18 protein-coding genes and 1 riboswitch are annotated in these 20,257 nt (G+C 44.0%); of the genes, 14 read left to right on the forward strand and 4 right to left on the reverse strand.

The window, feature by feature from the left end; genetic code table 11:
- Window positions 1-28 precede the first annotated feature (28 nt).
- The 8 genes from NSU15_RS10770 to NSU15_RS10805 all read left to right on the forward strand — a co-directional run bounded on the left by NSU15_RS10770 (window position 29) and on the right by NSU15_RS10805 (window position 8,209).
- Window positions 29-829 carry a Cof-type HAD-IIB family hydrolase gene (locus tag NSU15_RS10770; RefSeq protein WP_339290297.1) on the forward strand — a complete coding sequence of 267 codons (801 nt, stop codon included), beginning with the start codon at window positions 29-31 and terminating at the stop codon, window positions 827-829.
- A 264-nt stretch (window positions 830-1,093) separates the two neighbouring features.
- Window positions 1,094-1,567: a hypothetical protein gene (locus NSU15_RS10775; RefSeq protein ID WP_339290299.1), complete on the forward strand. Its 474-nt coding sequence runs from the start codon at window positions 1,094-1,096 to the stop codon at window positions 1,565-1,567.
- Window positions 1,568-1,686: 119 nt separating this feature from the next.
- A complete protein-coding gene (locus NSU15_RS10780) occupies window positions 1,687-2,904 on the forward strand; it encodes a copper amine oxidase N-terminal domain-containing protein (RefSeq protein ID WP_339290301.1) in 1,218 nt (405 codons plus the stop codon).
- Window positions 2,905-3,017: 113 nt separating this feature from the next.
- Window positions 3,018-3,109: riboswitch (cyclic di-GMP riboswitch) on the forward strand.
- 109 nt (window positions 3,110-3,218) lie between these two features.
- A complete protein-coding gene (locus tag NSU15_RS10785) occupies window positions 3,219-4,067 on the forward strand; it encodes a DUF6612 family protein (RefSeq protein WP_339290303.1) in 849 nt (282 codons plus the stop codon).
- Between the two features lie 297 nt (window positions 4,068-4,364).
- Window positions 4,365-5,537, forward strand: coding sequence for a serine hydrolase domain-containing protein (locus NSU15_RS10790; RefSeq protein ID WP_076119710.1), 1,173 nt, complete (start codon window positions 4,365-4,367; stop codon window positions 5,535-5,537).
- A gap of 50 nt (window positions 5,538-5,587) precedes the next feature.
- The gene (locus tag NSU15_RS10795) at window positions 5,588-6,409 is read left to right on the forward strand and encodes an ABC-2 family transporter protein (protein WP_339290305.1); all 822 of its coding nucleotides are present in this window, start codon (window positions 5,588-5,590) and stop codon (window positions 6,407-6,409) included.
- Window positions 6,406-7,188 (forward strand): ABC-2 family transporter protein, encoded by a 783-nt coding sequence (locus NSU15_RS10800; protein ID WP_339290306.1) that lies wholly within the window; start codon window positions 6,406-6,408, stop codon window positions 7,186-7,188. The genes NSU15_RS10795 and NSU15_RS10800 overlap by 4 nt, the downstream gene beginning before the upstream one ends.
- A 22-nt stretch (window positions 7,189-7,210) precedes the next feature.
- Window positions 7,211-8,209: an ATP-binding cassette domain-containing protein gene (locus NSU15_RS10805; protein WP_339290307.1), complete on the forward strand. Its 999-nt coding sequence runs from the start codon at window positions 7,211-7,213 to the stop codon at window positions 8,207-8,209.
- Here NSU15_RS10805 and NSU15_RS10810 read toward each other — a convergent pair.
- Window positions 8,200-8,769, reverse strand: a complete 570-nt coding sequence (locus tag NSU15_RS10810) for a TetR/AcrR family transcriptional regulator (RefSeq protein ID WP_339290309.1) — start codon at window positions 8,767-8,769, stop codon at window positions 8,200-8,202. The genes NSU15_RS10805 and NSU15_RS10810 overlap by 10 nt on opposite strands.
- Window positions 8,770-8,932: 163 nt before the next feature.
- Between NSU15_RS10810 and NSU15_RS10815 the strand changes: the two genes are divergently transcribed.
- The 3 genes from NSU15_RS10815 to NSU15_RS10825 all read left to right on the forward strand — a co-directional run bounded on the left by NSU15_RS10815 (window position 8,933) and on the right by NSU15_RS10825 (window position 11,519).
- A complete protein-coding gene (locus NSU15_RS10815) occupies window positions 8,933-9,874 on the forward strand; it encodes a 2-dehydropantoate 2-reductase N-terminal domain-containing protein (RefSeq protein WP_339290311.1) in 942 nt (313 codons plus the stop codon).
- 292 nt (window positions 9,875-10,166) lie between these two features.
- On the forward strand, window positions 10,167-10,913 hold the full coding sequence (locus tag NSU15_RS10820) for a VOC family protein (RefSeq protein ID WP_339290313.1): 747 nt from the start codon (window positions 10,167-10,169) through the stop codon (window positions 10,911-10,913).
- Window positions 10,914-10,928: 15 nt separating this feature from the next.
- Window positions 10,929-11,519: a class I SAM-dependent methyltransferase gene (locus tag NSU15_RS10825; protein ID WP_339290315.1), complete on the forward strand. Its 591-nt coding sequence runs from the start codon at window positions 10,929-10,931 to the stop codon at window positions 11,517-11,519.
- Window positions 11,520-11,589: 70 nt separating this feature from the next.
- Here NSU15_RS10825 and NSU15_RS10830 read toward each other — a convergent pair whose 3' ends face one another.
- Complete coding sequence (locus NSU15_RS10830; protein WP_197069771.1) at window positions 11,590-11,685, reverse strand: sporulation protein YjcZ; 96 nt, start codon at window positions 11,683-11,685, stop codon at window positions 11,590-11,592.
- A 111-nt stretch (window positions 11,686-11,796) separates the two neighbouring features.
- On the reverse strand, window positions 11,797-13,200 hold the full coding sequence (locus tag NSU15_RS10835; protein WP_339290317.1) for an RsmB/NOP family class I SAM-dependent RNA methyltransferase: 1,404 nt from the start codon (window positions 13,198-13,200) through the stop codon (window positions 11,797-11,799).
- A 157-nt stretch (window positions 13,201-13,357) separates the two neighbouring features.
- Here NSU15_RS10835 and NSU15_RS10840 point away from each other — a divergent pair, with 157 nt between their 5' ends.
- The 3 genes from NSU15_RS10840 to NSU15_RS10850 are packed head-to-tail and all read left to right on the forward strand — an operon-like array spanning window position 13,358 to window position 19,046.
- Window positions 13,358-14,494, forward strand: coding sequence for a glycosyltransferase family 4 protein (locus NSU15_RS10840; RefSeq protein ID WP_042126384.1), 1,137 nt, complete (start codon window positions 13,358-13,360; stop codon window positions 14,492-14,494).
- A 6-nt stretch (window positions 14,495-14,500) separates the two neighbouring features.
- On the forward strand, window positions 14,501-15,811 hold the full coding sequence (locus NSU15_RS10845) for a DNA repair exonuclease (protein WP_339290318.1): 1,311 nt from the start codon (window positions 14,501-14,503) through the stop codon (window positions 15,809-15,811).
- Window positions 15,801-19,046 (forward strand): AAA family ATPase, encoded by a 3,246-nt coding sequence (locus NSU15_RS10850; RefSeq protein WP_339290319.1) that lies wholly within the window; start codon window positions 15,801-15,803, stop codon window positions 19,044-19,046. Before NSU15_RS10845 ends, NSU15_RS10850 begins: the two co-directional genes overlap by 11 nt.
- Here the strand turns inward: NSU15_RS10850 and NSU15_RS10855 are convergent.
- Window positions 19,033-20,145 carry a hypothetical protein gene (locus tag NSU15_RS10855; RefSeq protein ID WP_339290320.1) on the reverse strand — a complete coding sequence of 371 codons (1,113 nt, stop codon included), beginning with the start codon at window positions 20,143-20,145 and terminating at the stop codon, window positions 19,033-19,035. The two genes, NSU15_RS10850 and NSU15_RS10855, sit on opposite strands and share 14 nt — an antisense overlap.
- Window positions 20,146-20,257: the final 112 nt, after the last annotated feature.

Below are 20,257 nucleotides of genomic sequence, written 5' to 3' on the forward strand. Positions count from 1 at the left end.
AGAAAAAGAAAGACAAGGATGGTGGAGTATGAGATACAAACTGATTGCACTAGATGTGGACGGTACGCTATTAAATGATGATCACCACTTAAGCTCTGAGAATAAAGAAGCTATTGCTGAGGTTACACGCCTTGGCGGTCAAATCGTATTGTGTACGGGACGCAGTCCACAGAACTCGATTCCTTTTATGGAGGAAATGGGGCTGTCTGGTTACGTACTAGGTCACAACGGGGCAGCAACGGTACGTGTGAAAGATCGTGAAGTATTGCATCAATACGGTATGGATGCACGTGGTCTTGACCCCTATATTGACTATTGCCGTAAACACAATATTCATTATGATGTGAATACTGCTTTTGATATGTATGTTGATAATGTAGAGAACCTGACAAAAGAAGCTAATTATATGTATGAGCACTTTCGTATTGTGCCTGCAACACTGCCAGCCTGGGAAGATTTCCGTGAGCCGGTTGTTAAGTTTACTGTATTTACACAGCCAGATATTCTTGACGAAGCTGAGCGTGAATGGCGTACTTGGACCCCTGAATACAACATTTTGCGGAGTGGTGAATTTTTCGTTGATTTGATGCATCCGGAATCCTCTAAAGGTAACGCTTTAAAAAATCTTGCTGTGAAGCTGGGAATACCACAGGAAGAAGTTCTCTCCATCGGTAATTATTTTAATGACATTTCTATGCTTACTTACGCAGGAATGGGTGTGGCGATGGATAATTCTCCTGTAGAGGTAAAAGCGGCAGCGAATGCTGTAACGGGTTCGAACAACGAGCATGGTGTGCGTGATGCGCTCGTAAAATATTGTTTATCCTAAGATTTTTTGGATTTGTAAAATAAGTTTAGGTGCAAAGCATAAAGCGGACGGGAGTCTGTTTTATGCTTTTTTTGTTGTGAAGGTAATTCATTCTAGTACTCTTTGGTTTGCTAATTTCGTATTCTCCTTTAATCTCTATACTTGTTTGATATAATAGATGTTAATTCCAATATTTGGTTTATGTATCCTTAGGTGAATTGATGGTATGTGTACCCAAATAATTTGCTACCTTTTACTTGTTATGTAATACGAAGGAGGGAAGAGATGAAGAGTGTTTTTTCTTATGTTTTATTAATATTGATTATTTTAATAAGTGGATGCAGCGGTAGTAATCAAGATAGGGTTTTATCGATGAATTATGATTTCGTTGAGCCGTTTAGATTTCCATTTGAAGTGAATGAAGTTCGTACGAAGATAGAACTTGATAATCCATATATACTCCAACAATATATCTTTCATTATAAAAACAAGCAGACCACACAGGAAATTAGGTTGATTCTAAGTAAGGTTATAAATGATCCAGAGAAAGTATCTGAACAAGGTAAACAACCTTATACACTAAAAAACGGAAAACAGGCTTATTACGATGAGGATGAGACCAGTCAATCTATTTGGTGGGAGAGCAAAGATGGTTTCTTGGCCCGCTTTGTTTATTATATCAACGGAAATCTTGATCTGTTAGGTGATTACAAACTGGATGATTCCGAACTAGTAGACTTAGCTAATCAGGTTCAATAGTATTTATAGAAACACTTCCCTTCATAAAAAAGTCATCATGGAATGGGACGGAAATATAGAAGAAGTTGAATTAAACAGGTAGAACAAATTACGCCATTATTGAGAATAGGATGTGTTAAATGGTTAGAAAGTTTGCGGTTCTTTTACTGAGCTTTTGCTTGATAATGACTACACCGCTTGTTATAGGGACAGCGTCTGCTGACAAATCTATTCAGTTGTTTGTGAATAATGTAAGGGTTGCTGGCGTTCATCCGATCTTAAAGTCTGGTGTTATGTACGTGCCATATCGCCAATTTTTCTCCGCCATGGGTTATAAGGTATCATTTGATCCCGATACTCGTAAAATCTCAGGGGTCATAAGAGGTGCTGAAATCGAATTCTGGGCTGGTGAGGCTATCATCTACTACGACGGAGTGACTTATTATTTGGATAAAGAGATTCCTGTCCTTAATGGACAAGTGTATCTTCCTCTTCGTTTGGTTAGTAACTTAGCGAAATATTCGGTTAGTTATGATCAATCTAAGCTATCCGTGAGCTTGAAACCGTACGGAGAGGGTCAGGACGCTGCTATTCAAGAACTACTTACGAAATACTACGAAACGTTTAGTCCCCGTTTATTAACATCTGATAATCTTAAATTAGGTTATATGAATCTAGAATATGATTATGAAGCTAATCAACCAATCAGTGAAATCGCAGTTAAAGACTTCAAAGTGACAATAGATCGGATTGAATACACTTCTGCTAGTGAAGCGAATCTTCAAGTAACTTACATTAAGAACACAGAAGAATTGAATCGAGAAGCTGTGTATCTTTTCGATATTCGATATGAACGAGGACAGTGGAAGATCGCGAATGATAGCTTGATTTTTAATCGTATGGAGCTTCCTGCGGATATTGATAAGAAAGCTGCGGCTATTATGGAGAATCATCAAACCGAGCAGAATGCCGTATTGGCAGATCTAAGAACCTATTACAATGCGTATAACTCCGAAAATCTTGATCTTACTACCCAATATACAGACCCCTCGATTATTAAAGAATGGAATGCTGTTGTGTTCAGTTCGGTGACATGGGAAAGTATGATGAAGGGGCACTTTGCCAATTCTGAATCGAGGTACTTGCTAACCGACGAACGAGTCGTTTACCTAGGAGAAAAGGAAGCTGTCGTCCAAGGGAAACTCGATTGGAGCGATGTTACATACAATGAAGGGGGGGACAATGATAAATACGAAGCTCTTATTTACTTGAAATATGTTAAGGGTCATTGGACTTATAATACTGACACCAGCCTAGACCAGGATTTTGATGAAAGAGAAAACAGCAATTTGAATTAAAATTAATCTATTACCTTTATTGTGAAGATAAATGGAAGATAAGTCGTTTACAGGTAAATATGACCATGCTAAAATTGGCAAAGGGACAAACATCCTTTAAACTAATTGAATGTCCGCGTTAAAGGTAAAATCATCGAAAGATGATGACACAAAGCCATGGGTCTAAAGCCTTTCTACAGAAGGAAATGATCGCCAGGCCGCCATAGGGATGTCTTATGGATAGTTCTGAAGGACGTGTAGTCTATTTCGGGCTGTTTTTATTATTCCAACCTATACGGCGTTACATTATCGCAAGGGGCCGAAAGGGGAAGTACATGAAGAGTTTTTTTAAAACAATAGGTACAGGGTTGGCAGCGGGTGCTTTATTGCTGTCCGGAACGGTCGGATGGATGTCTAATCCTCAAGTTGTGTCTGCAGCTACGACAGCAGCAGTCACTGCGGATCAAATGATCAGCAAAGTAACGGCAGCCTCCAAAGCACTAAAGAATTTCCACTTAGATGTGACCAAAAAACAGGATATTCAAAGCGGAGGGGTGCGTATCAGCAACACCAACACACTGAAGCTGGATATCAACCGTCTGCCGAATTTTGCCGCAGCAGGCACCGTCGATAGCAGTCTTTTAAAAACATCTTACAGCCTGTATGCCAATGACAAGGAGTATTACTATCTTGTAGACGGAAGTGAGCTTATCGATGAATCTGAAGACGAGGGTTACGACGATGACGGGGAGCCTATCGATCCCAATGCACAGTATTGGCTTGGACTGGAGAAGGCGGAGTGGAATGCTTTTTACTCGAAAGGTCAATATGATCCTGTTTCCATGCTTGATTCGGTCAAAAGTTATAAAAAATCGATGAAAGTCAACAATGTTGGCGCACAGACGGTCCTACAGTTCACGATAACTGATCCGACAGCAGCTAAGGGAATAATCGCACTGTATGACCAGGAGAATCTCTGGGATGGTGAGACCGTTCAACCGAAAAGCGTAACTTGGAAATTGTTCGTCAATACTAAGACCTGGCAAACGGAAAAGCTGACAGTCGATCTGAGTTATGTGCTGACCAGTGACGGAGAAAAAGATACATACACCACGAAAATTGAAGCTAAATATTCCAAGAATAACAAAGGTACAGCCATTGTAAAGCCGGCCGAACTAGAATAATAAAGGCATTTCATATCGAGTAAAAAGCGCTGTTCAATAGAGCAGCGCTTTTTGCTCGATTCTTGACAGTGGCTACCGGAAGTGAGATCAGTAAAGAATAGTTAAATATATAATTGACCTTCCATTTATTAGGTTTTTAGCGCATGCTATTTATGTAATTAATAAACTGAATTAATTTATAAGTACGTGAAATATCATGTTGTAACTATTACATTGACAAGGTATTATGAGTTAGGTGTATATTTACATTTATGAGAATTTATTGTGTTTTTATTTAATATTAGGGGAGTGTGAACGATGTTATCATCCACAGAGCTTAGTAAGCTGCACGAAGTGAATTACAGGGAGGACCGCTTAGAGGCACTTAATCATTTTTATGGGGATCTCTGTGATAAGAAAGTAGCTGATGGTTATATTTATTCTCTAAGTCGTTATGGGAAAATATTTGCTAATGGTGCCGGGGGACGTTTCAGTTACGAAGAAGACAGCACCCAAGAAATGAAAACGGATACAATTTTTCGCATTGCTTCAATTACAAAGCTGTTTACGGCGACGGCGATCTGGCAGCTTGCGGATAATGGTAAGATTTTTATGGGGCAGCCTGTTAGTTCTATTCTACCGGAGTTTGATGCGGATCCTTTTAAGCCGATTACAATTGCCCATTTACTGACTCATACCTCCGGCATTGCACCAGATCATGGCACTATAAGTGATACTTACTATAAAAGTGCTTGGTGGTATATTTATGAATCTGAGGTTGGAAAAGAAAACTGGATTCAAGCTGGACTTTCCTATGGGCTTCATTTTCCAGTAGGGACTCAATGGATGTATTCATCGTTCGGATATGTGATCTTGGGTGCAATTATCGAGAAAATAACGGGTGTTTTTGCAGAAGAATACATAATGGACAACATTGTAAAACCGTTAGGCATGAAAGATACCTTCTTTGTTATACCGCCAGAGAAAGCGAGTAGGATCGCCATTCGTTCGGAAGGGGCCAAGGAATATCTTCAGAAGCTGCAAAACGGGGAATTTACGGATGAGGAACAAAGGTCTGAAGAAGAAATCAAGCTTCCCGGAACTGGTGGGGGTTTATATTCAACAGTTACTGATATACAAAAGTTCGGAATCATGCTGCTTAACCAAGGGGAATACGAAGGTGGTCATATCTTAAGTCGTATGGCCGTTCAAAGAATGACCAAGCGGTTCAATACTGAGAAAATTCCAAACTACGCATGGGGAGATGGAGGATCGGATCGTCCATACGGACTTGGGCCGGATCTTCGATTTAATGTAAGTACTTCTTACTCTGAAGGCACTTATTTTCATGAAGGGGCAGGGGCATGTGCCTTGTTCATTGACCCTATAGAAAAGATGGTTGCCGCATGGTATCTCCCTTGGCATAAAGGGATATGGGATGGTAGAGGTGTTTTTGGCACACATAATGTGATCTGGTCCGGACTCGAATAAGAAGCTTGCTATTTTTTATGAAATATCTACAGATAGGCAGGATGTGACTTATGTTTGAGATGATAAAGCACCGCTTTCGCCTTATGAGAGCGGTTGCTTTTGTTACTTATAAGGAATGGAGTGCGTACAGGACGCATTCGATGGTTTCTATTTTTGTAGGTCCTGTGTATTTTTTGGTGCAGTATTATATATGGAGCGCTGTTTATAGTGGGGAATCTTCTATTAACGGAATGTCGCTTTCCCATATGCTCTCTTATTTTTGTGCCACGATGCTGATTAACTATTTGACCATGGATTTTGCCGATTGGAATTTACAAATGCTCATCCGCACGGGGAAGTTCATTACGTTCTCTTTAAGACCGATGAATCATATGTTCTATGCGTTGTCTCAGAAGGCGGGGCATAGGGTACTTGGACTTCTATTTGAATTTATACCCTGTTTTATGATTTTCTTTTTTATTTTTCATATTGATGTTTTGCCTGCAAATTTACTTTATGCAATTCTTTCGATAGCAATGGCTTTTATGATGAATTTTTTTATCCATTATAGTATTGGAATGGTCGCCTTTTGGATGGTACAGTCCTCTAGTATTCGTAACTTTTTTAGTCTTTGCGAGGGGATATTCTCAGGATCGCTGATTCCATTAGTCTTTTTTCCAAAATCCTTACAAATGGCGTCCTTTTTCTTACCGTTTCAGTATACGACCTTTCTTCCAGCAATGGTCTATACGGGTAGTTATACTTTAGCTGATATAACCTTATCCATTCCTCAAGTTTTGTTGCTGCAGCTTATAGCCGTTATGATTGCCGGAGTTGTCTGCCGAGGGCTGTATGCGGTCTCGCTCAAGCATTTTACGGGGGTGGGCGCATGAAACGTATGTATCTGATCTATAAAACTTGTATGAAGGCGAATATTGCTTCTGCGATCACTTATCGTGTTAATTTTATACTCAATAGTCTGATTATGCTCATAGGGAACGTATTGTTTCCCTTGGTCACGGTGTTTATTTATAATTCGAATGCTTCATTTGCAGGATGGACCTTTAAAGAGGCGCTGTTAATTCAATCTGTTTTTATTTTATCTACGGCTTGTGCTGGGATTTTTTTTAACGGAATTATGTGGAATACGATGTCCCATGTGGTGGAGGGAACGCTGGAAGTGGTATTAATTAAACCTACCTCGAGCTTATTTTTACTATTGGCTAGATCTTTTGAATTCGAAAGCATCGGGCTTTTAGGAGGTGGCCTAGTCATGTTCGTCTACGCACTTAGCGGAATTGAAGAGGTGACGTTTAGCTCTTGGTTGCTCTTCCTGTTGTTGTTTGGAGCAGGGCTGCTGGTCATGTTTGGGGTGGCGCTTATTGTGGCAGCGATTTCCTTCAAATGGGTGGCGAATTCCCGCTTGCCGGAGATGTTTGAGAGTATTAAGTCTTTTGGACGATATCCAGGAACGATTTTTCCAAAAGCAGTCGTAGCCGTAAGTTCTTTTCTGTTTCCGGTTTCGATGATTGCTTACTTTCCAGCATCTACACTTATTGGACGATGGGAAGCTTATTTTTTTATAGCGATTATCCCGTGTGTGTTATTTGCTGCCTTCGGAATTTGGCTCTATACCTACATGCTTCGTAGTTACAAAAGTGCCGGGGGATGAATTTGTATGAAGGAGAATTACAGTGGACATTATTACCGTCAAGAACTTAACTAAGCAATATGAAACGTATCACCGTGGACAGGATGCAAAAAGTGTATTTAAAAGTCTGTTTCACCGTGAAAAATCGATTATTACCTCTGTGGAGGATCTTTCTTTCAATGTTGGAAAAGGAGAAATCATTGGCATTCTGGGTCCAAACGGTGCGGGGAAATCAACGACTATTAAAATGCTGACAGGCGTTCTCTATCCTACATCGGGAGAAATAAATGTTCTAGGGTACAACCCTCATAAGCAGAAAAATCAATATGTTAAACAAATTGGGGTCTTATTTGGACAGAAATCGCAATTAATATGGGACATTCCCCCTTTGGATAGCTTTTATATGAACAAGGAAATTTATGATATTCCTACAAACGACTTTCGTACAAGACTAGATCGATTTGTTAACATGTTTGAGATCGGCGATATTATCACTAAGCCCACGCGCACCCTTTCACTGGGAGAACGAATGAAATGCGAGTTTATTATGGCGATGCTTCATTCACCGCCTGTAGTTTTTTTAGATGAGCCGACGATCGGGCTGGATGTTATAGCTAAACAAAGAATTAGAGAATTCATTAAACAAATGAATCGGGAAGGCACCACATTTATTCTAACGACACATGACTTGGAAGATGTGGAACGTTTGGTTCAAAGAGTACTTATTATTCATCAAGGTAAAAAAGTATATGATGATAAGTTCTCTGAACTTCGACTTCATCTGGGTGCGAAAAAGGTAGTCAGGCTTTCTGCCGCCACAACGATTGGTGAGATTGATCTGCCCGGGACTCTGCTATCGGAAAGAATATCGGATTACGAAGTGGAATTAATGATCGATACCGGGCAATGTAAAATGGGCGAGTTTCTGCATATTCTTAGCGAAAAGGTAGAGATCCTTGATATTTCAATTAAGGAGATTCCTATTGAAAAGATCATCAGCTCCATTTATGAGATGGATATGGGAGAACATATTCAAGCTTGAGAACGGATGATCTGCAGATTTAGATCGAGCATGGACCATAACTTTTCAGTGATCTCTTTTGCAGAACAAGGATTACTATGGGTAAACCACCATTCAATCACTCCGACAGTCGCCGAACTTAAGAATTGCACAGATATATCTTTACTCAGCTCATCTAGATTAAAATTGTTTTCTAAAAATTGTACCTTGATCTGCTCATTTATCATTTCTTGTAATTGGTTTCTGAAGGAGACCAGAGCTTTGTTTCTTAATAAAGTTTTATAAAAGAGAGCATTCTCCTCCAATTGTTCCAGCGTGCGGAGCAATGACGCTTTAGAGGGATTGGGTTCGGTTACATCCTCCACTGCGGAGCAGCTTTCAATTAGTTGTTGGAGCTGAGCCTCCAGGCATTTATCCATCAGATCGTATTTATCCGCATAATGGGAATAAACCGTTCCGCGGTTTACATCAGCACGCTCTGCGATTTCGTTGATCGTTATTTTTTCAAAATCTTTTTCAGCCATCAGTTGAATTAATGCATTCATGATGGCTGTTTGGTTTTTTTTAATTCTTCTATCCATGGTAATACTCCCTTTTTATTAAACAATGTATTGGTTTCTGTTGAAAAATCAACAAAACCGATCAAACTAACGATTGAACCCTACCGATGATGTGATAATCTAATTTTATCGAACAGTTGATCGAAATTCAACAAATGTCTAAAAAGGGATAGAGGAGTTAAACATGAGAGTATTAGTTTTTGGAGCGGGAGTTTTAGGCAGCTACCTTGCGCATGTTCTAGTGCGTGGGGGAAACGATGTCACAGTGCTTGCCAGAGGGAAACGTGCGGAGCAGTTGACGAAAGACGGACTTGTTCTTCGCCATTATTTTCAATACAAAAACACTGTAGATGCTGTGAAAGTCATCTCAGAGCTTCGATCGGATGATCGCTATGATCTTATTTTTGTTGTTATGAAATACAATGATTTTCCAGCTGTATTACCTATTCTAGCTAAGAATCAGAGTCAGAATATAATTCTTGTGGGGAATAACGGCGATGCCCATGGCATGCAAAAGGATCTTCAGGATATGAGCAGCATGAGAAAAAATATACTCTTCGGATTTCAGCTTAGTGGAGGCATTCGTGAGGCGAGTGGTCGGGTCATCAACATAAGGGCTGGAGGGCAAATGGTACTTGGCAGTCTAGACGGTGAGATTCCAATCAAGTCTGTACTGGAAAATGCCTTTAAAAATGCAAAGTATAAGCTAACTTATCATGAGGATATGGATGCTTGGCTTAAAAGTCATATCGTGCCTATAGTGGCTTTGAACTCTCTTAGTTATCTTCACGACGGGGATTTGAAAAAGGTGTCTAAGGATGAGAAGCTGTTAAAACAAGCCATCTCAGTAATGGACGAGGGATTTCAAATTATGGAGAAACTAGGATATACTATCACTCCAGCAGGTCAAGTTAACTTTGTTCGAAAACACAAACAGGGTGTGTATTATGGTCTGAAAATAATTCATAAATTACCGTTCATGAAATTAGTAGACGGTTCTTTCAGCGAAATAGCAGCTTTGTTTGATTCATTCGATAGTTTGAAGCAGCAAGCAAACATTGCGACACCCCATTGGGATCAACTTCAGCAACAAGCGATGATGAAGTTTAATACAAACAGTCACTAGGTTCAGCTAAAAAGGCTTCCGATCAATCGGTAGCTTTTTTAAGTTGCTGAATAGGATTATTTAACAACAATGGAGGATTAGAAGGATGTTTTATTGAAATGTGTATAACAATCTTTTTGGGGAGGGATACGATCGATGGCTATATAAAAACGCCCATTTTCCGACTTCATATACTAGTATTCATAAAATAGAATATCACGAAGCTAAGTGGGTAGTTACAGCTGAAAATCTTACGGAACATATATCAAGTGATCAGGCTGCTGGTATGGCAAACTAATAAGGTGGTGCATGAGTGAAAATTGATCATCTAGTTGTAAATGTAGATCGTAATATACACGAAGACCAAACGTTTGTTAAGGCAGTCCAAACGCTCGGTCTTCCATATGAGCCGAAGTGGGGAAAGGGTACAAAGGGGTTTAAAGTATCAAATATATGGATCGGAAATGAATATTTTGAATGGGTTCGAATTAAGAAAAAGGATGGTGGAGGTTGGCTGAAAAGTTGGACGGAGGATTATCTGGGTGGACATCGGGGTCTTATAGGCTTTGCTTTGGATGTAGAAGATATAGATGCTGTATATAAGGAGCTTTCAAGTCGAAATATTGAAGCTTCAACACCAGAACCTTTGCGGTTTCGTTGGTTTTTTAATCTGTTAAATAGAACGATGCCATGGAAAAATTCATACATACCGAAATTTGAAGGGGTGCCTTTTCAATTCTTTTTACAACAAATGAATGACGAGAAAAGCCTAGCTTTTATGCAGCAATATATGGTTCCAAACAGTAGAGACCAAAATATTCAGGGTATCTCACAAGTAAATATATATGGAGCATGGACTCAAAAGGATAAAAAATTGCTTAAAGACATATTCACTGACGTTGTTGTTCAAGATGGAATGATTACTATTTCTTTAGGCTCCCAGAGGATCTGTTGTGTGGACGCTGAGACTTACAGAGTTGAAGTGCTGCTCGATTGCAGAAATGACGAGTACTCCAAAAAGGAATTAGAAGTCGGCAATTTATTGATTCGAAATCGTTAATAGGAGATTAAAAATATGGGATTATTGAATACGCTGATCGATCAAGCCAAGAACCCGAGAGGATTCGTGGGGAATATTATGATCAAAATCATGAACCAGGCACATACCAGCATAACAGCGTGGGGGCTCTCAAAAATAGAAGTGATGAACAATGCCCCTATTTTGGACATAGGTTGTGGTGGTGGTCAAACTATACATACGCTTGTAAAACAACATAAGCATCAGGAAATCTACGGCGTAGATTATTCCCAGCAAGCTGTGGAGACATCCATTCAAAAAAACAACAAGGCTGTTGCCGCAGGTAGGGTGAAGATCAGTCAGGGAGACGTATCGGCGCTACCGTTTAACGAAAGTTTTTTTGGGACGATCACGGCTATTCAGACGCATTATTTCTGGCCTGATCTTAAACATGATATAAGTGAAGTGTATAGGGTGCTGAAGGCAGGCGGAACGTTTGTCATTATTTCTGAGGTCTATAAAATTAATTATCACATGAAACAATACACAAAGAACGAAGAGGTAGATCATTTATTTCGGGAAGCTGGCTTTCAAACGGTAAATATTCACGAGAACAGCAAATGGAAATGTTATGTTGGAAAGAAATAAAGCGGCCGCACCGCCCCAAAAAGGACGACACAGCCGCTTTAATTTCACCGTCTATTTAGCCGGATTGGTATTAAACGAACAACGAACGGGAAATGATTACGAGCAAGATAAAGAGTACCAAGATCGCACCAGTTGAAGTGAAGGCTCCTCCATGAAATTCACCCATGATATATTCCTCCTTAACGTATGTCTTATTCCCATTGCTGCGGCGGGTGTCGCAGCTTTCTGAGATAATGACATCATATGCCAAAGTGGACTGGATGAACTGGTCTATGGCCTATTGCTCGTCAATATGGGCTTTTAGGATGCGCAGTCCTTTTGGAAGATGATTCTTAAGTTGGCCAGCGCTTGCTTTGCCCCAACTTATTGGCAATCCATCTAAAGTTACTAGTGTCCATCCATGTAATTCCACCGGCACAGGTAAGCTTTCGCCCCGGAGCCAAGCATGTATTTCCATCCCCCCGCTACTGAGATCAAAACTACGTGTTACATCTGTGTGCTGAATCGCCATCGCGAGGGCGTGAGCAGGTTCAATCCGATTTTTCTTTAAATGGGCAATATGTAGCCCGGCTCGCGGAATACGAAGACCATCCAGCAGCCCCGTATGGAGGTTGCCGCTAAAGGATTCAGGCAGTAGATAAAGAGATTCACCGAACAGCAGAGGGATGCCTTGATATGAGAAACCAGGCAGCTCAACCGCGGCCCAGTCTTGGAATAACTGATATGCATCGCGTACGGAAGAATTGATTTTTGGGTTGTTTTTGCTACGACGTTTATTAGTGCTGCGATTGGCATCGTCATTAACGTCATTTTCGGTGACACTTTGCTTACGTAGGAGTGCAACAAAGTGGCCTTCGCCTTTTTCTAAATGTGGCCAAAGGCGCTTGTGGGTAAGTAGTTCCATATCGGGGTAGCGATCCGTCAATCGGTCAATGATCTCCTCATTCTCTTGGCGGTTAAAGGTGCAAGTAGAGTAGGCTAGAGTCCCCCCAGGCTTAAGCATAAGGTAGGCATCTTGTAGAATGTCCCATTGTCTTGCCGCACACATAACTACATGGTCAGGAGACCACTCTGAAACAGCGTTTGGATCTTTTCGAAACATGCCTTCTCCTGAGCAAGGGGCATCTAACATAATTCGGTCAAATGCTTGTGGGAAGCGAGAAGATAGCTGTTCTGGCGTTGCACAGGTTACGAGGGTGTTCTTTATGCCTAGACGTTCGACGTTCTCTGCCAAAATTTTTGCGCGTTCCGGATGAATTTCATTAGAGATTAAGAGGCCTTGTCCTTGCATTAAACCAGCGATATGCGTAGTTTTGCCCCCAGGGGCAGCTGCAAGGTCGAGGACGGTTTCGCCGGGTTTAGGTGCCAGCAGTTCGGCTGCGGACATTGCGGAAGGCTCCTGAATATAATATAGTCCGGCAGCATGGTAAGGGTGTCTGCCTGGTCGAGCGGGCTCTTCATAATAATAACCGTCTGGGCACCATGGGATAGGTTTCAGATCAAACTGTGAGACTGTGCGCTCTACTGCGACTTGACCTGAATCTGAGATGCTTTTCAATGGATTAAAGCGAAGTCCCTGCGTTCGTGGTGCTGAATAGCTTTCTAGAAAAGCATTTGCCTCTTGCCCCAGCGTTTCTTGTATATATGCGGTGTAAGAGGCAGGTAGCTGTTCTTCCTTCATAGATCATTCTCCTTTTTCTTAGTTGCTGTTTCATGTTTATACCGATAAAATCAAGGTATGGGGAACGTAATCGTACCTGAAATTCTACATATACACAACTATATCATAATTGCCAAGTCTTACTGTACGTAAGGCAATTGTAAAGGGGATGTACCATATGAATTTGCTGCAAGCGCTCTTCTTCCCGCCGGAGCAACCCGGTGGTGTATCATCCATGATCCCTTATCTTCAGGAAAGGTTCCGTTCAAGCCGCTGGGAGATGGATTTGTTTTGGTTACCTAAGCGGATTCGCAACAAGGGACATGAAGAAGTCATATTCGAGACCTTTGATTGGACCCAGTTTGGGGAAAGTCAAATCGTTCAGAAATATATTCAGACCTATCGTGATTATCTATGGTGGACTAAATTACGAATGAGCAAGACATATGATCTTATCCATTCCCATCATCCAATTGCTGGTTTAGCAATGAAAAAAGTATTTCCAAATACTCCGTTAATTCAAACCTTACATTCCAGTTATGAGCGAGAGCTGATACTGAATGGAGCTATTTCTGATGGTGGTCTGGAGCATCAGTTTCTAGTTTCGCTTTACCGCGAACTTGAGCATGTAAGTGATCAGTTAATGACCGTGTCTCAAGCTTTTGCAGAGTATGTGGCGCCATATATTCAAGATCCTTCTAATATAGGAGTAATCCCGAATGGTTTTGATGAAAAAAGGTTTAAGCCAGTCCCTCATGACAACGCTATACCCCAGCTTGTGACTGTGACACGTCTGGTTCCAGCCAAAGGAATTGACACGTTACTCAAAGCCTGTGCTGAGCTTAAAAATCGCGGCCATGAATATGTACTGCATATTATCGGCGATGGACCTTCCCGTGCGGATTTGGAAAATATGGCTAAACAATTAGGAATTTATAATGAAACGATTTTTTATGGATATACGCTCCATCCGGAAGAATTCATGCCTTTCTTTGATATTTTCGTGCTGCCATCTCGGGCAGAGGCCTTCGGATCGGTGTTTGCAGAAGCGGCGCTTAGCTGCTTGGCTTTAGTTGGGACGAATGTTGGCGGGATACCGGAGCAAATTGAAGATGGTGTGAATGGTCTGCTCGTCAATCCTGATGATGAAATTGCACTTGCTGATGCTTTAGAGAAGGTGATATCCGATCCGGCTTATCGTTATGAGCTTTCTCGTTCAGCTTGGGATAAAGCAAAAAGCTTGTATTCGCTGACTCGTGTCGCTAATGAACTTAAAAAGACATACTTACAGTATCCCTCAGGAACGAAAGGGTGAGCAGCTATGATTCCATTTCGATTTCTACATGCTGCTGACTTACATTTGGATAGCCGTTTTGCCGGGCTGGCGTATATTTCGCCAGCCATTCGTTCTTATTTACGCGAGTCAACCTTCGCCGCCCTAGGGCGGCTTGTCCGCGTTGCGATCCAAGAGGAAGTTGATTTTATTGTCATCAGTGGAGATGTGTATGATGTTTCAGATGCTTCCTTACAGGGTCAGCTGCGATTTCAAGAAGCGCTCAAGGAACTTGGCCAGCACGGGATTCAAGTGTTTCTGATCCATGGTAACCATGATCCACTTGATGGATTGCGTCTGGCAACGGAATTGCCAAAGCATGTTACCGTGTTCGGAGGGGAGAAGCCAGATCATGCCACTGCTCATCGTCGTAAAGATGGTCAAGAAGTAGCTATTGTTAGTGGAATCTCTTATCCGACTGCGAAAGTTACTGACAACACAGCACTGACCTTTTCTCGAAAGCCTGGCAGCCGTCTGTTTCATATTGCTATGCTGCATGGAAATGTAGATGGTGATTTGGTGCACGAGACATATTCTCCTTGTAGCCGTAGGGATCTTATCGAACGGGGTTTTGATTATTGGGCGCTTGGGCATATCCATAAACGCAGTATATTGCATGAGAAACCAGCAATTGTGTACCCAGGCAATATACAGGGACGCAGTATTAAGGAAACCGGACCAAAGGGTTGCTATGTTGTGGATGTTGATGAGGCTGGAAGTACTGCGCTCCGGTTTCATGAGCTTGATTATGTTCGCTGGCAGGTACGGGATCTATCCATTGAGGGATTAAGTCATGAAGCAGAATGGATACAAAGGGTGGAGCAGGTGATTGACGAAATCAGGGAGGAACTCCCGGAGCTGATGTCAGTGGTTAGATTTCGTCTGATCGGACGCGGGGACGTACATAAAGTATTAGCTGAAAAAGGTGCGGTAGAGGATCTGCTGTCTGAACTCCAGCGCCGTGAGGCGGTTCGGGCTGAGCGTAAAGATTATAAAGGACTTGTCTGGGTGGAAGGATTCGCTGTAGAGTCCGGGTTAGCTATTGACCGTGAACGGTTATTAGAGGAGGATAGCTTTCTTGGAGAAATGCTGCGAATTACAGATCGTACGAAACATTCAGCAGAAGCGCTTGAAGAATTAATAAACAGTGCGCTTAAGCCGCTCATGGAGAATCAGGAGCTGCGACAGCTGCTCTCGGTGACAAGTCAAGAGGAGAAGTTAAATTGGCTTCGTAGTGCAGCGGAACAGGGAATCACAATGCTCGGTGGAATGGAGGGTGCTCCAGAAGATGAGAGTTGAACATTTGCAGATCCATGGCTTCGGACGTTTGCATAACCGAGAGATTGATCTATCGGAAGGCGTTACCATACTCTATGGACGTAATGAAGCAGGAAAAAGCACGACGTTGCAGTTTATTCGCTCCATGCTATTTGGAATTCCAAGTCGTGGTAACCCTACGGAGAGGTATGAACCTATGCAAGGCGGTTTGCATGGGGGAATACTGAAGGCGCGTGATATGAATGGTGGTCTATGGACCATTCGTCGCCATACCTCTGGTGGTGAGGGCTCAGGAAGAAATGAGAAGCTGAACATCACGGTTAATCATCCGAATGGAACGACGCAAGAGCTAGGACAAGCTGAAATGGAGCGTCTTTTGCTTGGTGGCATCTCTCGAAGCATGTTCCATCAATTGTTCGCGGTCTCTCTCGATGAACTGCAGGAGCTTGCTGCGCTTCAATCAGAAGAGATGAGCAGCTTTCTCTTTCATGCAGGGATGGGCGGCGGTGGAACGATCATGCGGGCGGAACGCCGATTGGTACAGGAAGCTGAGAAGCTATATAAACCTCGGGGTAAACTGCAGGAAGCTGCTAAAATCGTTCAGGATATTGAGAAACTAGAGCGCCAGATGGCGGAGAGCCGCTCTTATCTTCCACGTTATAACGGTAATATAGCAGCAATAAAGGTTATGGAATCTGAGCTGGATCAATTGGAACAACAACGTAAGCTTACTGGAGACGAGCTTGTGATGCTTCGCAAAGCTCAAGATGTTCGTGAATTGTGGTTAAAATGGAGCGATGCGCAGCTCGAGCTGCAAGACCTACCAGTGATTACAACCTTTCCTGAAGATGGAGCGATTCGCTATCAGGCACTTGAAGGTGAAATTCGAAATGCTCTAGGAGCAGTAACTCGTTATGAACGTCTGCAAAGTGAGCTTACGGATGAGCTGGCGCAGAATCCACCGGATGCGTTGTTAATAGCGCAGGGGCCTGCCCTGGAGCGGCTGGATCGCCATCGGAGCAGCTATGAAAACCTGCGAGTAGAAAGACAGCGGCTAGAAGGTGAATTGACCGCACTGAATGAGCATTTGCAGCGAATTCTGCGAGGCATTGATGTCAGCTGGAGCGCGGCAGAGCTGACTGCATTTGCGGGTGCAGCGGCAGATCGTGAAGCTGCACGGAGGTTTGCGGCGGCGTTCGCGAGTTATGATCGCCGCATGGAGGCGGAGGGCGCAGCGCGGCAGACGCTGCGATCCCGCTTGGCCGCTGCCTCTGCTTCGCTGCAGGCAGCAGAACGGGCGTTGGCGCGTGAGCACGCTACCGGCGCCGAATCTTTTGCGCAGCTGGCTCCGCGCAGCGCCCGTGAAGTGCTGCAGCTGTGGGACGAACTGCAGCAGGCGGCCGAGCGCTGGCGCGAAGCGCAGCTCAGCGAGGGGCCGCAGCGCCCCCCCGGCGCCGGAAGTGATAGCTCTAGCGCGCAGCGCATGGCCGCGCTCTACCGGCGCCTGCTGTGGGCTGGGGCAGCACTAACTGTGCTGCTGCCCACAGCGCTGTGGCTGACCGGTGCTCCGCCGGCCAGCGCAGTGCTCGCGATCGGCCTGCTTGGCGCGGCCGATCTGGCCCTTTGGGCCGGCCTCAGCGGAGCGCGCCGGCCGGAAGCGTCCCCGCCAGGGCATGGCGGGGACGTGGGCACAGCCGCAGCTGAGATGCTGCGGCTGCGGGGGCAGCTGCTCTCCGGAGCGGAGCCGGAGAGCGCCATGCCGGGGCGGCGGTCGGCCGCCCCGGGGTCCAGCCCTGACGCAGGCGGGCTGGAAGCCTCCATGAGGGAGCTTCGCAGGCTCATGGAGGCTTGGTCAGCTTGGCGGCAGCGCATTGAACGCTATGCCGCCGAGCGGGATGCCTGCCGCACAGAGCTGGAGACGCTGGCAGGCCAAGAGAAGCTGCTCGCGGAAGAAATGACCCGAGCAGAGACGGCTTTCACGCAAACTGCTGAGCAATATGAAGAGTGGCTGCGTGAGCGCAGATTGCCTGAAGGGTTGTCCCCGGAAGGGCTGCCGGATATCTTTGCAATGGTGGAGCAGGGGAACGAACTGCTGCGCCAAGAGAATAAGCTCTCTTTGCGACTAAAGCAGCTTGAAGCAGAGTGCAACTTGTTCGAGGAGGAGCTGCTTGCTCTCATTTATGAATCAGGTACTGATCCTTTACACGAGTCTGGCGTAGCGGCAACTAGCTTTGATATGGACGCGCAGGATGGACAACGAAGATCTGCACTAACTTTACTGAGCTGGCTGGAACTTCGAAAAAGAGCTTGGGATGAACTGAAAAAGGACTTGGTTCGCCGGGAAAGTATTCAGTCACGGTTACAGGAGCTTCTGGAGGAGCTTAAGGAAAGCCATAGAGTATTAGGTGAACTTAGAGAACAGCGTGAACACCTGTTGCATGAAGGCGGAGCAATAAGCGGGGAGGAATTCTTACGAAGATCGGCTGCTGTACAGCGGCGCAGTGAGCTGAATAAATCCATTCGTCAGTGGGAGTTAGCTATGTTTGGAGGCTGGGAGGATGAGCGAGTTGCCGCCCTGCAGGTAGTATTAGATCATCATGATGCCTCAGCACTTCAAAACGAGCGGATGGCGGCTGAAGAGCTGGCTGAACGGGAGGAAGAAATGTGGAACACCCTGCTGGAGCAACGAGGGAAGCTGCTTCAGGAAAGGGAATACTTGAAAGAGCGTTGTATGGAGGACTCCGTAATTCAGCAATTGGAAGAGCAGAGAGCCGCTCTGCGAATTGTGGCTGATAAATATGCAGTAGCAGCATTAACAGCCGAATTAATTGGAAGAACCCGCCGTATTTATGAACAGGAGAAGCAGCCGCAGGTGCTATTGCTTGCATCCGACTATTTCTCCAAGCTGACGGAAGGGGAATACAAGAGAGTTGTTATGACTCTGGGCCATAAAGAGCTAAAAGCTGAACACAAAAATGCTGGACTAATCGACAGCGGACTGCTTAGCCGCGGGACGGCAGAACAGCTGTACCTTTCCATCCGCTTGGCACTGGCAGAGACGATGTCTCGGCAAGTATCGCTGCCATTGTTGTTCGATGACCTATTCGTCAACTTTGATGAAGCTCGTCTTCATGCTGCTCTTGCACTGCTTGGTGAACTGTCGATCTCCCGCCAGATTGTAATGATGACTTGTCACAAGCATGTGGCGGAAGCGGCAGCACGAATCATTCCAACAGCAGCAGTTATTTCCGTGTAACTGGTTTTATGGATACAAGGCTGTTCCCTTTTCCACTCGAACCCGATGAGGAATCGATACGTGGTGGAATAGACCATGGCGTACGTAGCAGCATGACAGCCCAGACCAGAGATAAAGCTCCGAAGATCGGGTAGAACACGGAGAGAAGAGAGCTAAAGCCAAATTGGCTCAGTAAATAACAGACCAACATCAGAATTGGTGTAATTAATGTGGGTTTAACGGGAATTCGTTGTTTAAGCTGCATGGTGACGCCATAAATGTCGGCAACAAAAGTGCTGAAGATCTCCAAAAAGATCAGCAGCAAATATATAGTTTGCACTACAGTACCCAACCGGATGGCGATGTTACCCATAGGGATTTCAAATTGGAGAATCCCAGGCATCTGTGAGCTCATCGCGAAATGCGCGGCGATCAACATAAAGCCGATCCCGGCACCACCTATAATACCGCCCCAGACCAGAGATTTTTCCTCATCTGTGTGACGAGCCATCGGAACTAATACGGCTTGAGCCATACCTAGATTGAAGGCGGTGTAGAGCAGCGGCGACATCCAAGCGCCAAAGATAGATCGATCATTTTCTAGGAATAGGAATCGTTCTGCTCCTGGAATTTGAAACGTATTAAAAATAATGATGAGTGATAGTGTAAGCATTAGCGGGACAATCAGACTGTTCATTTGCAGAATACCGGAAATCCCCCGCTTAAGCAGAAAATAAGAACCAACCAACGTTAGTATTAGCCCTGTTTGATAATGAAATCCAAGATGCTCTTGAAAAATAGCTCCAGCTCCTGCAAGCATAATACTGTTGACACCGATCAGGATGACCATCGTGAACAAACTGATGGTGCTTCCGACTTGGTCACCAAAGAGATGACGGTTAAAGTCCTCATAGGATTCTGCTTCTATGCGCCGAGCGATGACCATCATTTTTGTACCCAGCCATATGAACAGTATAGTAGAGAGCAGGATGGTCAGGACTGCCCAGTGTCCGTAACGAGTGAAGAATTTTAATATTTCTTGACCGGTTGCGAATCCGGCTCCTACAATGGTGCCGATATAAGTGAAAGCGATCTGCATTGTTCGGACATGTGATTTCATGGCTGCCCTCCTAATAGTTTTAAGAAGCAAAAGAAAAATCATAAGGAGTGCTATGCAGGATTGCCTTGTGCACTCTGTATAGTACAGGTTATGATGAGGATCAGTAGGACAT

The organism is Paenibacillus sp. FSL E2-0201, from assembly GCF_037963325.1.
Taxonomy (GTDB): Bacteria; Bacillota; Bacilli; order Paenibacillales; family Paenibacillaceae; genus Paenibacillus_AQ.

Bases quoted from the DNA above. Each gene is read 5' to 3' on its own strand.
- NSU15_RS10840 (WP_042126384.1), top strand. From the start codon at position 13,358: ATGAATTTGCTGCAAGCGCTCTTCTTCCCGCCGGAGCAACCCGGTGGT.
- NSU15_RS10790 (WP_076119710.1), top strand. From the start codon at position 4,365: ATGTTATCATCCACAGAGCTTAGTAAGCTGCACGAAGTGAATTACAGG.
- NSU15_RS10800 (WP_339290306.1), top strand. From the start codon at position 6,406: ATGAAACGTATGTATCTGATCTATAAAACTTGTATGAAGGCGAATATT.
- NSU15_RS10780 (WP_339290301.1), top strand. From the start codon at position 1,687: ATGGTTAGAAAGTTTGCGGTTCTTTTACTGAGCTTTTGCTTGATAATG.
- NSU15_RS10830 (WP_197069771.1), bottom strand. From the start codon at position 11,685: ATGGGTGAATTTCATGGAGGAGCCTTCACTTCAACTGGTGCGATCTTG.
- NSU15_RS10825 (WP_339290315.1), top strand. From the start codon at position 10,929: ATGGGATTATTGAATACGCTGATCGATCAAGCCAAGAACCCGAGAGGA.
- NSU15_RS10810 (WP_339290309.1), bottom strand. From the start codon at position 8,769: ATGGATAGAAGAATTAAAAAAAACCAAACAGCCATCATGAATGCATTA.
- NSU15_RS10785 (WP_339290303.1), top strand. From the start codon at position 3,219: ATGAAGAGTTTTTTTAAAACAATAGGTACAGGGTTGGCAGCGGGTGCT.
- NSU15_RS10845 (WP_339290318.1), top strand. From the start codon at position 14,501: ATGATTCCATTTCGATTTCTACATGCTGCTGACTTACATTTGGATAGC.
- NSU15_RS10795 (WP_339290305.1), top strand. From the start codon at position 5,588: ATGTTTGAGATGATAAAGCACCGCTTTCGCCTTATGAGAGCGGTTGCT.
- NSU15_RS10850 (WP_339290319.1), top strand. From the start codon at position 15,801: ATGAGAGTTGAACATTTGCAGATCCATGGCTTCGGACGTTTGCATAAC.
- NSU15_RS10855 (WP_339290320.1), bottom strand. From the start codon at position 20,145: ATGAAATCACATGTCCGAACAATGCAGATCGCTTTCACTTATATCGGC.
- NSU15_RS10775 (WP_339290299.1), top strand. From the start codon at position 1,094: ATGAAGAGTGTTTTTTCTTATGTTTTATTAATATTGATTATTTTAATA.
- NSU15_RS10770 (WP_339290297.1), top strand. From the start codon at position 29: ATGAGATACAAACTGATTGCACTAGATGTGGACGGTACGCTATTAAAT.
- NSU15_RS10815 (WP_339290311.1), top strand. From the start codon at position 8,933: ATGAGAGTATTAGTTTTTGGAGCGGGAGTTTTAGGCAGCTACCTTGCG.
- NSU15_RS10835 (WP_339290317.1), bottom strand. From the start codon at position 13,200: ATGAAGGAAGAACAGCTACCTGCCTCTTACACCGCATATATACAAGAA.